Consider the following 12,397-nt stretch of genomic DNA (forward strand, 5'->3'; position numbering starts at 1 on the left):
CCCTTCATCACCATGGGAATTCTTGATGGCCTATTAGGCAATGCCTCTGAGACTGACGCGCAGGATGTGCAGCTGGAGCTGCAACAAGTGTTGGCCCCCGGCGAAACCGTGCGCGGTGCCTACGCCGTGTTCCGCGACCTGCTGGTATTCACCACCAAACGCCTAATTCTGGTGGATAAGCAGGGTGTAACGGGCAAGAAACGGGAATACCTGAGCGTACCCTACCGCAGCATTGAGCGGTTTAGCATGGAAACCACCGGGCATTTTGACCTGGAATCGGAGCTAAAAATCTGGGTACGGGGGCTGGCGGATCCTATTAGCAAAACCTTCCGCAACGATAAAAACATTCACGAAGTGGCCCGCGCCCTAGCCGAATTTTCGCTGTAAGACGGCCAGTTGAAAGGGTGAGGTAACGAGTTTTTCGGCTGGGTTTCACCGTTTATCCGGCGCCTACGTAGAACTCCTACCTCACCCTTTTACTGCCGCATCCCATGCCCCGCTTCACTGCCGCCCATGCCTTGGAACAGGCTCGTCAGCACCCGCTGATTCCGGTTTTCTACCATGCTCAGGAGGACTACGCCCGGCAAGTGCTGGCGGCCTCCTACGAGGCAGGAGTGCGCCTGTTTGAGTTCACCAACCGGGGCCCGCAGGCCCTGGATGTTTTTGAGCGCCTCCAACGCTTTGTGGAGGCCGATTACCCCGATTTGCTGCTGGGAGCCGGCACTATCTTCACGGCGGAGGAAGCCGGTCGTTTTATTGATGCCGGGGCCGACTTCATTATCCAGCCCATTACCAGCCCGGATGTAGCCGCCGTATGCCGCAGCAACAACTTGGCGTGGCTGCCCGGTGCCCAAACCCTGAACGAGGTGTATGAAGCTCATCGGCTGGGCGCTACGTTGGTAAAACTGTTCCCCTCAGCTTACCTCACCCCTGCTTACCTCACTATTCTGCGGGGCCCACTGCCACAGGTACCCATTATGGTTACGGGGGGCATCAAACCCACCACCTCCTGCATGCACGAGTGGAAAACGGCCGGGGCCACCTGCATTGGAATTGATGCCCGCCTCCTCGACACCTCCGATGAAACCCTGCTCACAGCTCAGGTGCGGGAGCTACTCATGGTGTTGCAACCAGAGCCGGTACTGGTACGGTAATTCTACCGAGCGCACCAAAGGCAGAATTTCCCAAAAACCGCTTCATCTTTATGACTTAGCGTCTGGATGATGTCGGATTCAACAACCTGGAGTGAACTGGAAGTAACGGCCGTGCGCGGTCAGTCGGTGCTTACGCGTAGCCGGAGTGTACAACCGCTGAAGCTGCTAAATCCGAGAGCTACGGGTGCTAGCTGTCACGTAGTGCTATCCAGTTATGGCGGCGGTTTGCTGGCCGGCGACGCCGTGCAGTTACGGCTTAGCGTGCAGCCTGCGGCTCGGCTATTGCTTGGAACGCAGGCCAACACCCGCGTATACCGTTCAGAGAACGGGGCCACGGCTGAGCAGGTGGTAGAAGGGTTTGTCGGCCAGGATGCTCTGGCTGTGGTACTGCCCGACCCAGTAGTAGTGCAAGCAGCCAGCCGCTACCGGCAGAAACAGCACTGGCATCTGCAGCCTGGCGCGGTTCTGCTCCTCGCCGACTGGCTCCACTCAGGCCGAATGGACAGCGGCGAGCAGTTTGCTTTCACGGCGCTGGAATCGGAAATACGGGTGAGTAATGCCGGGCGCCTGATAGTGCTGGACCGGTTTGCCTTCCGACCGGAACAGCATATTGCCGCCTCGCCCGCCCATTTTGGACCGCACCAGACAACCTTATCCGTGTATGTAGTTGGCACCCCCACCGATGCGCGGTACCAGCAACTAGCGGCTGTACTAGCGGCCCAGCAACCGTACTCCCGCACTGAACTCTCGCCCAATATAGCGGAGCGGCCGGCTATTATTGCGCACACCGAAGTTCGGCCCGGTATTCAACTGCTGCGAGCCGCAGGACGCAACCGGGCCGCCTTACAACCTATTTACGAGGCATTGTATGCAGCGTTGGCCGCTCCGGAACTGCTCGGGTTTCATGCCGGGCACCGGAAGTATTAGCGCCGCTCCGGCCCTACGGCCTCCAGGGCGCGGGCTTTGGCTTGGTGAATGTGCTGGATAATGTCGGCCAAGCCGTCGCCGTGCAGGGCGCGGGCAAACAGAAACGGGCCCTCCCCGCGCATGCGGCGGGCGTCCCGGTCCATTACTCCCAGGTCGGCGCGTACCAGCTCGGCCAGGTCCGTTTTGTTGATAACCAATAAATCTGCCTGGGTGATGCCGGGGCCACCTTTCCGGGGCACCTTGTCGCCGCCCGCTACGTCGATAACGTAAATGGAATAGTCGACCAGCTCGCGGCTGAAGTGGGCGGCCAGGTTGTCGCCCCCGCTTTCCACGAACAGGTAGTCTAGCTTCTGGTCAAAGCGCTTCATCAGGCCTTCCAGCGCGTCCATGTTCAGGGAAATATCCTCCCGGATGGCGGCATGGGGGCAGCCCCCGGTTTCCACGCCCACAATCCGATCTTCGCTCAGGGCACTGTGCCGGATGAGAAACTCGGCGTCCTCGCTGGTGAAGATGTCGTTGGTAACCACGCCCAGCTCGAACTCGTGGCGCAGCCGCTCGCACAGGGCCTTCAGCAGCGCCGTTTTGCCCGTGCCCACCGGTCCGCCAATACCCACCGTAAAGGCCCGCTGCCGGAAGTTGCGGTGCGACGGCAGCCGCCGGGTTTCCCGCTGGGCAAAGTCGCCGGGCGACTCGTAGTACTCGTGGGTGTGGCCGTGGAGCAGCAGGGCAAGTTTGTCAATGAAGGGCATGGATGTGAATGGCTGGATTGGTGGATGCATAACCCCACCCCAATCCCTCCCCTCCGGGAGAGGGGCTTACATTACCATTGCAACGGCTTCACATAGAGTCGTTGTCAAAGTAAAATAAGCCCCTCTCCCGGAGGGGAGGGATTGGGGTGGGGTTCAATTCTGAAACAGGCGAGAGTACACCTGTTCGTGCAGCATCTGGGCGGCGTCGAGCAGGACGGCGGAGCGGGTGGCGTGGCGGTGGTCGAGGGCGTCGGCCCCGAGCAGCAGGTCGTCGAAGATGGCGTAGAACTCGTGCTGCAGGCGGTGGCCTTCCATGGAACCCAGGCAGCCCAGCCGGATGGCCGCACTGATTTGGTCGCGCAGAGCCAGGTGCAGGTAAAGCGTGTGGATTTCGGGCAGGGTATAGTCGAGGCGGCGCAGGCTCAGGGCCAGCAGGGGCACGAAGTGTAGCGGCAGTTCCTCGGCCGCCAGCCACTCGCCCAGGGCGGGCAGACCGGCGGCCGGGTAAAACGAGTGCAGCAGCCGCAGCCAGGTTTTACCCTGCGTGAGGCTGCCCCGGTGCAGGGCTGGCACTAGCAGCTGGGCGTCGTATTCCTGCACAATGGTGCGCAGCGCCTCAGCTCCGGCGGGCAAAGCGGCCCGGTAGCAGGCGTTCAGAAACGGTACCTCCAGCCCCACCGCCTGCTGCAGAAACGAGTACAGGTAATTCCGCAGCCCGCTTTCCGACTGCACCAGCCCAAACGTGCGGCTGCTCTCCAGCCCATACGAATACGCAAACCCACCCGTCGGCAGGGCTGAGTCGGCCAGGTGAAGCAAACGGGCAAGACGGGTAGACAATTTCAGGAGTTAGAAGTGAGAAATAAGGAGCTAGGAGTTAGCAACTAGCTCCCCTCCTTGGAAAGGAGGGGATGGGGGTGGTTGACGACGGTCGAACGATACTAGAACTAGAACTGGAGCTAGATGATGTTCAACGATTGTCAACCACCCCTAGCCCCTCCTTTCCAAGGAGGGGAACTAGCTTTCTAGCACTAGAACAGGTTATACAGCTGCGTCAGGGGCAGCGTGTCCACCGGCTCGCAGGTGATGTGCAAGCCGTCGACGGTGACGCGGTAGGTTTCGGGGTCTACATCGATGTTGGGCAGGTAGTCGTTCAGGGCCATGTCCTTTTTCTGCACCGTGCGGCAGCCCTGCACGGCTACCACCTGCTTTTTCAGTCCATACGAAGTACGCACGTGCTCCACCGATGCGCCTGATACAAAGGCCAGAGAAGTCGGGCCTACCGCCCCGCCGAAGGCCCCGAACATGGGCCGCGAAAACGAGGGCTGGGGCGTGGGAATAGAGGCGTTGGCGTCGCCCATCTGGCTGCGCACGATGACGCCGCCTTTAATCACCATTTCGGGCCGGGAGCCGAAGAAAGCGGGTTTCCAGAGTACCAGGTCGGCCAGCTTGCCCAGCTCTACGGAGCCAATGTGCTGCGCAAAGCCGTGGGCGCGGGCCGGGTTGATGGTGTACTTGGCCACGTAGCGCCGGGCCCGGAAATTGTCGCAGCCGCGGGCGGCGTCTTCAGGCAGCAGGCCGCGCTGCTGGCGCATCTTGTGGGCCGTTTGCCAGGTGCGCGTCACCATCTCGCCCACCCGGCCCATGGCCTGCGAGTCGGAGCTGATGATGCTGAGCGCGCCCAGATCGTGCAGCACGTCCTCGGCGGCAATGGTTTCGCCCCGGATGCGGCTTTCGGCAAAGGCCACGTCCTCGGGAATGTTACGGTCGAGGTGGTGGCACACCATGAGCATGTCGAGGTGCTCGTCGATGGTGTTCTTGGTGAAGGGCCGGGTGGGGTTCGTGGACGAGGGAATGACGTTCGGCTCGCCGCAGATTTTGATGATGTCGGGGGCGTGGCCACCGCCCGCGCCCTCGGTGTGGTAGCTGTGGATGGTGCGGCCCTTGAACGCACCCACCGAGTTTTCCACGAAGCCGCTTTCGTTGAGCGTATCGGTGTGGATGCACACCTGCACGTCGTACTCCTCGGCCACCTGCAGGCAGGTATCGATAGTAGCGGGGGTGGTGCCCCAGTCCTCGTGGAGCTTGAAGCCCAGGGCCCCGGCTTCCAGCTGCTCGCGCAGCCCCTCGGGACGGGAAGTGTTGCCTTTGCCCAGAAAGCCGAAGTTGAGCGGAAACGCATCGGTGGCCTTCAGCATCATTTCGATGTAGAACGCGCCCGGCGTGCAGGTAGTGGCGCTGGTGCCCGCCGACGGTCCCGTGCCGCCGCCCAGCATGGTGGTGAGCCCGGCGGCCAGGGCTTCGTCAATCTGCTGGGGGCAGATGAAGTGGATGTGGCAGTCGATGCCGCCGGCCGTGAGGATGAGCCCCTCCCCCGCCACCACTTCGGTGGTTACGCCTACCGTCATGCCCGGCGTCACGCCCGGCATAATGTGCGGGTTGCCGGCCTTCCCGATACCCGCAATGCGCCCGTTCTTCACCCCGATGTCGGCCTTATAGATGCCGGTGTAGTCGAGCACGAGGGCGTTGGTGATGAGCAGATCCAGGGCCTCCGTCTGGGAAACGCCGGCGGCCTGGCCCATACCGTCGCGCAGCACCTTGCCGCCCCCGAACTTGCACTCCTCGCCGTACACGCAGTAGTCGTGCTCCACCTCAATTACGAGGTCGGTATCACCCAGCCGCACCCGGTCGCCGGTGGTAGGGCCGTACATATCGGCGTACGCGCGCCGTGAGATGGGAAGGGACATGGCTTCAGTGTATTTTTAGTCAAAAAGCTCAGGCTTAATCCTATTGATTACTTTTTGAGCATTTATTCTTTCTTCAACGCTAAGATCATTTATTGCTGCTTGTGCTTCAGAACGAATAGCAGATATTTCTTTTTGTCTTTCCGCGCCTTTCAGGATTGATAAATCTTCACTAAATCCATGCACAAGCGCATTTTCCAGACAATGCAACTGCTTTAAATAGCAAATCTTGAAAAAATATTTTTTATTAAAATTATACATCTCAACAACTCCCATCGAAATTTCTTCAGATGAATCACCATCAGAAACGCAAGCAACTGAATCGGCTTTAACTAACTGAGAAGCTTCCTTTTTGACTTGATATTCACTTATTAATTTATCGACAAAATTTTTATCTAAATTATTTAACTGCCTATGTTTAATATCTACAACTTTTTCATTTTTCGATTGAACATCTTTTTTATTTTCACATCCACATAAAATCAAAGCTAGCAAGCCAATGATTATATATTTACGGTTAATTTTCATGTCATATTTCATTGACTATCCAGCTTCAACAACCTTCTTTTCTTCTTTCCAGCGCCCTCAATCCACCTTCCCATTAATCCGCGCGTTGCCGCCGTACACGATTCTCTCCCCGGCCAGCGCCACCAGCGTTACGGACTTCCGCTCGCCGGGCTCGAAGCGGACGGCGGTACCGGCGGGGATGTTGAGGCGGAATCCCCGGGCGGCGGCGCGGTCGAAGTTGAGGGCGGCGTTGGTTTCGAAGAACGGGTAGTGCGAGCCCACCTGGATGGGCCGGTCGCCGCGGTTGAGCACGTCGAGGGTCAGGGTTTCGCGGCCTTCGTTGAGCTGTAGGCCTTCGGCGGCCAGCTGGTACTCGCCGGGCGCGGGCGGAATAGTTTCGGGCGTGGCGGAGGCCTGGCGCGGGGTGCGCACGAGGCCGGAGCCATAAAGGGCCAGTTCGGCGGAGCCGGTTTCGCGGCAGATGGGGTGATGCACCGTCACGAGCTTGGTGCCGTCGGGGAAGGTGCCTTCCACTTGCACCTCGGCCACCAGCGCGGCCACGCCCGGCAGCACGTCCTGCAGCCCCAGAATCTGCTTGCCCTTGTCCATCAACTCCGCCACCGACTCCCCGTCGCGGATAAACTCCAGCAGCTGGGTAGCCAGCAGCGCCACCGCCTCGGGGTAATTCAGGGCCAGGCCGCGGGCGTAGCGTTTCTGGGCCACCACGCCGGCCTGGTGCAACACCAGCTTATCGAGGTCTTTGGGGGAGAGGTGCATCTTTTAGAAGTTCAGTGTTGCGCAAGAATAAACCCCACCCCCAGCCCCTCCCCTCCGGGAGAGGGGTGCGTTCAACGAATCAGAATTCATAAACTCGCGTCTGGCACCCCTCTCCTGGAGGGGAGGGGCCGGGGGTGGGGTGCTGACGACAGGCTCAGACCTAAACAGATTCCCATACACCATCCACCCGCCGTACCCGATGCTGAGTAGGGCCGAGACGATGACCAGGCCGGCGCGCAGGTTGCGGCTGAAGCGCATGCGCTGGGTGAAGGGCACGCTCATCAGGCCGGTGGCGCCCAGCATACCTACCACCGAGCCCAGCCCGAACAGCCCCAAATAGGCCACACCCAGCCAGGCGGAGCGCAGACTCCCCATCAGCAGTAGCACCAGGGCCCCGCTACCGGCCAGCCCGTGCACGAGGCCCACGGCGTAGGCCGTGCCCCGGCGGTAGCGCGGCGGGGCGGTCTGGTAGTAGCTTTTATCAGTGAGGCGGCTCAGGCCCATCACCAGCAGCAGCGCGCCCACGGCGGCCTCGAAGTAGTTGGTGTGGGTGATGAGGGAACGGCTCAGCAGCAGCGCCCCCCCGAACACCACCAGCGTGGTGGTGTGGCCCAGGCCCCAGAACAGCCCCTCGCGCACAGCGTCGCGGCGGTGGTCGTGGCGGGCTACCAGGGTGCTCACGGCAATGAGGTGGTCGGCCTCGAAGGCGTGTCCGGTGCCGGCTAGCAGGGCGAAGGAAAGCGGCAGGGCCTCTTGCATGAAAACGGGCGCATCAGGGGGTTTGGGGTGGTAATCTAAGCGTAACGCTGTAAAATCAATACACTGTTCTCCCATTACCCCTAAAAAAATAACCCTGCTACCAGAGCAGGGCTATCTAATTTCGATAAACCACCTTCCAAACACTACCCTCCCACCACCGGAGCATTAGGGGCAGGTACAGAGGGGTTGTACTGGGGCGTGGCGGCGTTGTGGATGGCGGTGGCCAGGCCCTTGTCCGATTTGAAGTCGTTGCGCTTATAGGGGCGGATGATGAGGCGCAGGGCCTTATCGGAGCTGAAGTAGCTGATGGCCCAGCCCACCAGCGTAACCACCTTGTTGCGGAAGCCCACCAGCGTCATCAGGTGAACAAACAGCCAGGTAAGCCATCCGAAGAATCCCCCGAAGTGCTTGTTACCGGGCAAATCCACCACGGCGCGGTTGCGGCCCACAATGGCCATGCTGCCCTTGTTGGTGTACTTGAACGGCTTGAGTGTTTCGCCGCGCAAGAGGCGCTTGAAGTTGTCGGCCAGCTGCTCGGCCTGCTGAATGGCCACGGGGGCCAGCATGGGGTAGCCGCGGGGCATTTCGTCGGTGACCATGTTGGCCACGTCGCCGATGGCGTACACGTTCTGGAAGCCCACCACCCGGTTCACGGTATCCACGTTAACGCGCTTGTTGCGGGCCACGGCGGCTTCGGGCAAGCCTTCCAGCGCCGCCCCGTTCACGCCAGCCGCCCAAATCAGGTTTTCGGTGCGGATGAACTCGGTGTCGGAGTAATACAGCTTGCCGTCCTCGAAGTGTTTGGCCTGCGTGTTGAGGCGCACGTGGATGCCCATTTCCTCCAGGTAACGCTTGGCCTGCACCTGCGAGTCCTTACTCATGGGTCCCAGCACTTCCCCGCCAGATTCCACGAGGTAGATTTCCATCATCTTCAAGTCGAGCTCAGGATAATCTTTGGGCAGCACGTCCTTGCGCATTTCGGCTAGGGAGCCGCAAATTTCTACCCCCGTGGGGCCGCCGCCTACTACCACTACGTTCATTAGAGCCTGGCGCTGGGCGGGGTCTTCGGTAAGAATGGCTTTTTCAAAACTCTGGAACAGGTAGCTTCGCAGGTTCAGCGCGTTGGGCACGCTCTTGATCTGCATGGCGTTCTGCTCGATACTGGTAAGGCCAAAAAAGTTGGTGAGCGAGCCGGTAGCCACCACCAGGTGGTCGTAGCGGATGTCGCCGATATTGGTGGTGAGCGTGCTGGTAGCCGGGTCCACTCGCTGCACGTCGGCCATGCGGTAGAAAAAGTTGTGCTGGCCGGCGAAGATTTTGCGGATGGGGTACGCAATGCTATCCGCTTCCAGCGCGCCGGTAGCTACCTGGTACAGCAGCGGCTGAAAGTTGTGGTAGTTGTTGCGGTCCACCACCACCACTTGCACCGGCGCGTCGGCCAAGTCTTTGGCCAGCCGCAGCCCGGCAAAGCCACAGCCGATGATAACGATACGAGGTTGGGAGGTACGCGGTAAGTTGGTATCCATAGCGGCAGTGCGAAGGTCAAACAGTGGATGTACTGAATATAGGAGGGAATGGTTGAATAGGTAGGTAGATGTTTGAACTGTTGAATGGCTGGATTGCAGAATAGCTGGATGATAGAACGGTCATTGCGAGCAGCGCGAAGCAATCTGTCCTTCCCAGAGCGCTACACCCCGAAGAAGCAGAAAGCCCCTGACGCCAGCACGGCCGTCAGGGGCTTTTAAGTAATGCAGAGAGTTGCGCTTCGAAAAGGATGGATTGCTTCGCGCTGCTCGCACTGACCGCTCAACTATACACCCAACTCAATAATCCACCCCTTCCTTCTTCTTAAACTCGCCGCTCTTCACCTGGTTGATGAGCTGCAGCCAGCTGAAGGGGTTTAGCAGCGGGTTGTTGGTAGCGGGCGTAGCTCCCATGCCCATGCGGCGCTGGTAGTCATTTTGCTGGGCCTGCATGGTTTGGCGGTAGTTGCCCATGCTGGTCACGGGCAGCGTGTTAAACATGCGGCGCATCACCTGCTCGTTCAGCTTCTCGGCCGGGGTACGGTCGGCTTCCGATGGAGCTTTCATGGCCAGAAAGGCTTCTTTAAAGGCCTTTTCAGTGGCATAGGGAAAGATGCGTACCTCGGGTAGCACCGTGGCGTCTTCCTTTAACTGCACAATAACGGAGTAGCTCTGGCGGGGGTAGCTTTCCGGGATAATAACGTACTGGTTGCGGTAGCCCAGGCTGCGAATCACGATACTGTCGCCGGCCAGCACGGGCAGGGAGAAGTAGCCGTAGGGGTTACTGGTGGTACCGCGCCCCGCCTTAGGCACGAAGATGGCCGCTCCGGGCACGCCCAGCAGGGAGTCGCCGGAGGCCACAATACCGGTAAACTGCACCACCCGGCGCTGGCCCTGCGCCTGCACCTTGCCGGGCACCAGCACCAACGCAGCCAACAGCACGCCCATTACGGCAAGAAACAACAGGAAACGAAATCGGGCCACAACAGACATACAAAGGGTTACGGTTACCAAAGATACGGCACTTTCGGGGGCCGCTGCGGGGTTTGTGTATAAATTCGGGCTCGGGCTGCACGTCAGCCTCCTTCTTGCCTTTTCCTAAAGATGCGTCTGAAACACTTCACCGTTGCATTTGGCCAGCAACTCTTCAAAGCCCTCGGCGACGAATCCCGGGTGCGCATCCTGCACTTGCTCTGGCGCAACCAGGAAATGTGCATTTCAGACTTGGAACAGGTGCTGGATTTCAGCCAGACCAAAACCTCCCGGCAATTAGCATACCTGAAAAATGCTGGGCTGGTGAACTTCCGCCGCCTTGATAACTGGGTGTTCTACTTCATCAAGGACGAAGCCCAGGACTTTCTGCACCAGTTGCTGAGCTATATGGAGCGGGACCAGCAGTTGGTGCACGACCAGAAGATTTACCAAACGCTCTGGTCGAATCGGGAGTTGGCCGCGTATAAGCTCCAAAACCGCCGCTGGACCGGAAATCAATAACACACGCTTAAGTTGATTTCCGCTGGTTCCTCCTCCCCTTTTGTCGTTGCCTCGTGAAATCCGCTGATTCTATTGTCCGTTTGTTTGTATGTACCGCCCAGAAGGACGAGGTGGGCAAAGACGTAGCCCGGGCCCTGAAGATTGAGCTGAAAAAACAGGGTCTCAAAAAACTCCTGACCGGCGGCGAAAAGCGAAAAGTGCGGGTACAAACCTGCAACTGCCTCGACCTGTGCAAGCAGTGCAAGAAAGGCCCCGGTGCCGCCCTCGTTGTTTATCCCGACGGCACCACCTACGGCAACGTGCGCCCCAAAGACGCCGCCGATATTGTGCAGCACCTGGGTGAAGGCCGCCCCGTGGAACGGCTACGGCTTGAATAGCCAGTGTCAGCCCACTGTATATTTTAACTTCTCTACTTCATTACCTCACCAGTGAAATACCGCCACCTCTTTTTTGACCTCGACCATACGCTGTGGGATTTTGAAGCCAACGCCGACGAAACGCTGCGCCACCTGTTTGAGCAGCACAACTTGGCCCGGCATGGCATTACGGTGGAGAAATTCATTGAAGTGTATTCGGAGGTGAATCACGGGCTGTGGCGCCTGTACCAGAGCAATAAAATCAACCAGCAGCAGCTGCGCACGGTGCGGTTTCCGCGCACATTTGTGCAGCTGGGCCTGCGCGAGGAAGACTCGCCGGCGGGCATTTCAGAGCAGTTCACGGATATTCTGCCCCAGAAGTCGGCGGTGTTTCCGTATACCTACGAGGTACTGGACTACCTGCGCGACAAGGGCTACCAGTTGCATCTAATTACCAACGGCTTCCGCGACATTCAGCACGTAAAGCTGGCCTCGTCGCAGCTGACGGACTATTTTCAGGAGATGGTTACCTCCGAGTGTTGCGGCCACCTCAAGCCCGATACCCGCATTTTCCAGCACGCCCTGGAGCGCACCGGGGCCACGGCCGCCGAGAGCCTCATGATTGGTGACAACCTGGAATGCGACGTACTGGGTGCCTACAACGCCGGCCTCGACCAAGTGTATTTCAACCCCGACAAGCGCCGCCACTTCAACCAGATTACCTACGAAATCAGCTGCCTTAGTGAGCTGAAGGAGATTTTGTAAGCCTGCGTCGGCCACGCTCCTATCGACTGTCCTCTTGCGACGCGCTTAGGAGAGCAGCTGTTAGAGGAATCTCAGCGCCTACCTTTGCCGCATGATTCGCTTACTTGGTTTTTCGGGCCGGCGCGGCAGTGGTAAAGACACCGTAGCCCGGCTTATTCAGCAGTTGCAACCTCAGCAGCGCTGGCACATTCGCTCGGTGGGTGAGCCCATTAAAGCCGTATGCGCCGCGTTGGCTGGCGAAGGCACGGCCCCGTATTTCTCCCAGCAGGGCAAAGCTGAGAAGCTGCCCGCCTTTGGGCGTACCCGGGGCGAGATGCTGCAACAAGTAGGCCTGGCCCTGCGCCAGTGGGAGCCGGATATCTGGGTGCAGGCCTTCTTCTCCACGCTGCCCACCGACAAGCACACCCTGATTCCGGATGTGCGCTTTCCCAATGAAGCCGACCTCATCCGCAGCCGGGGCGGCCTGATGGTGCGCGTGGAAGGTGACCCGCTGCTCCAGCGCGGCGACGGTACCCGCGACGACCAACACCCCAGCGAAACCGCCCTGGACCACTACCCCAACTTCGACTTCACCATTCACAACACCGGCTCCCTGGCCGATTTGGAGTGGCAGGTGAGGGCGTTGCTGGGGCGATTATAGAAACC

Annotated in this window: 15 protein-coding genes; 7 read left to right on the forward strand and 8 right to left on the reverse strand. The window is 59.4% G+C overall.

The features are described 5' to 3' along the window. Positions 1-12 precede the first annotated feature (12 nt). From LF252_RS19180 to LF252_RS19190, 3 genes are all read left to right on the forward strand, one after another. On the forward strand, positions 13-387 hold the full coding sequence (locus LF252_RS19180; protein WP_226271209.1) for a PH domain-containing protein: 375 nt from the start codon (positions 13-15) through the stop codon (positions 385-387). Positions 388-491: 104 nt separating this feature from the next. Beyond that, positions 492-1,154: a bifunctional 4-hydroxy-2-oxoglutarate aldolase/2-dehydro-3-deoxy-phosphogluconate aldolase gene (locus LF252_RS19185; RefSeq protein ID WP_226271210.1), complete on the forward strand. Its 663-nt coding sequence runs from the start codon at positions 492-494 to the stop codon at positions 1,152-1,154. A gap of 201 nt (positions 1,155-1,355) precedes the next feature. Further along, positions 1,356-2,081 carry an urease accessory protein UreD gene (locus tag LF252_RS19190; protein ID WP_317197872.1) on the forward strand — a complete coding sequence of 242 codons (726 nt, stop codon included), beginning with the start codon at positions 1,356-1,358 and terminating at the stop codon, positions 2,079-2,081. Here LF252_RS19190 and ureG read toward each other — a convergent pair. The 8 genes from ureG to LF252_RS19230 form a co-directional block, all read right to left on the reverse strand. Then, positions 2,078-2,830, reverse strand: a complete 753-nt coding sequence (gene ureG, locus LF252_RS19195; RefSeq protein WP_226271212.1) for an urease accessory protein UreG — start codon at positions 2,828-2,830, stop codon at positions 2,078-2,080. The two genes, LF252_RS19190 and ureG, sit on opposite strands and share 4 nt — an antisense overlap. A 153-nt stretch (positions 2,831-2,983) precedes the next feature. Further along, entirely contained in the window at positions 2,984-3,667 is a 684-nt protein-coding gene (locus tag LF252_RS19200) for an urease accessory protein UreF (protein ID WP_226271213.1), read from the reverse strand. A gap of 191 nt (positions 3,668-3,858) precedes the next feature. Beyond that, positions 3,859-5,574, reverse strand: a complete 1,716-nt coding sequence (gene ureC, locus LF252_RS19205; protein WP_226271214.1) for an urease subunit alpha — start codon at positions 5,572-5,574, stop codon at positions 3,859-3,861. A gap of 15 nt (positions 5,575-5,589) precedes the next feature. After that, positions 5,590-6,099 (reverse strand): hypothetical protein, encoded by a 510-nt coding sequence (locus tag LF252_RS19210; protein WP_226271215.1) that lies wholly within the window; start codon positions 6,097-6,099, stop codon positions 5,590-5,592. A 57-nt stretch (positions 6,100-6,156) separates the two neighbouring features. Beyond that, positions 6,157-6,855, reverse strand: a complete 699-nt coding sequence (locus LF252_RS19215) for an urease subunit beta (protein WP_226271216.1) — start codon at positions 6,853-6,855, stop codon at positions 6,157-6,159. Between the two features lie 3 nt (positions 6,856-6,858). Continuing rightward, a complete protein-coding gene (locus LF252_RS19220; RefSeq protein WP_226271217.1) occupies positions 6,859-7,614 on the reverse strand; it encodes a sulfite exporter TauE/SafE family protein in 756 nt (251 codons plus the stop codon). A gap of 143 nt (positions 7,615-7,757) precedes the next feature. After that, a complete protein-coding gene (locus LF252_RS19225) occupies positions 7,758-9,140 on the reverse strand; it encodes an NAD(P)/FAD-dependent oxidoreductase (RefSeq protein WP_226271218.1) in 1,383 nt (460 codons plus the stop codon). A gap of 297 nt (positions 9,141-9,437) precedes the next feature. Next, positions 9,438-10,130 (reverse strand): carboxypeptidase-like regulatory domain-containing protein, encoded by a 693-nt coding sequence (locus LF252_RS19230; protein WP_226271219.1) that lies wholly within the window; start codon positions 10,128-10,130, stop codon positions 9,438-9,440. 111 nt (positions 10,131-10,241) lie between these two features. Between LF252_RS19230 and LF252_RS19235 the strand changes: the two genes are divergently transcribed. The 4 genes from LF252_RS19235 to LF252_RS19250 all read left to right on the forward strand — a co-directional run bounded on the left by LF252_RS19235 (position 10,242) and on the right by LF252_RS19250 (position 12,392). Further along, entirely contained in the window at positions 10,242-10,631 is a 390-nt protein-coding gene (locus LF252_RS19235; protein WP_226271220.1) for an ArsR/SmtB family transcription factor, read from the forward strand. Between the two features lie 53 nt (positions 10,632-10,684). Further along, on the forward strand, positions 10,685-11,008 hold the full coding sequence (locus LF252_RS19240; protein ID WP_226271221.1) for a (2Fe-2S) ferredoxin domain-containing protein: 324 nt from the start codon (positions 10,685-10,687) through the stop codon (positions 11,006-11,008). A gap of 51 nt (positions 11,009-11,059) precedes the next feature. After that, the gene (locus LF252_RS19245; protein WP_226271222.1) at positions 11,060-11,752 is read left to right on the forward strand and encodes a YjjG family noncanonical pyrimidine nucleotidase; all 693 of its coding nucleotides are present in this window, start codon (positions 11,060-11,062) and stop codon (positions 11,750-11,752) included. A 91-nt stretch (positions 11,753-11,843) separates the two neighbouring features. Then, positions 11,844-12,392 (forward strand): hypothetical protein, encoded by a 549-nt coding sequence (locus LF252_RS19250; protein ID WP_226271223.1) that lies wholly within the window; start codon positions 11,844-11,846, stop codon positions 12,390-12,392. The last annotated feature ends 5 nt before the right edge of the window (positions 12,393-12,397 follow it).

Origin of the sequence: Hymenobacter pini, assembly GCF_020421205.1 — a bacterium.
GTDB lineage: Bacteria > Bacteroidota > Bacteroidia > Cytophagales > Hymenobacteraceae > Hymenobacter > Hymenobacter pini.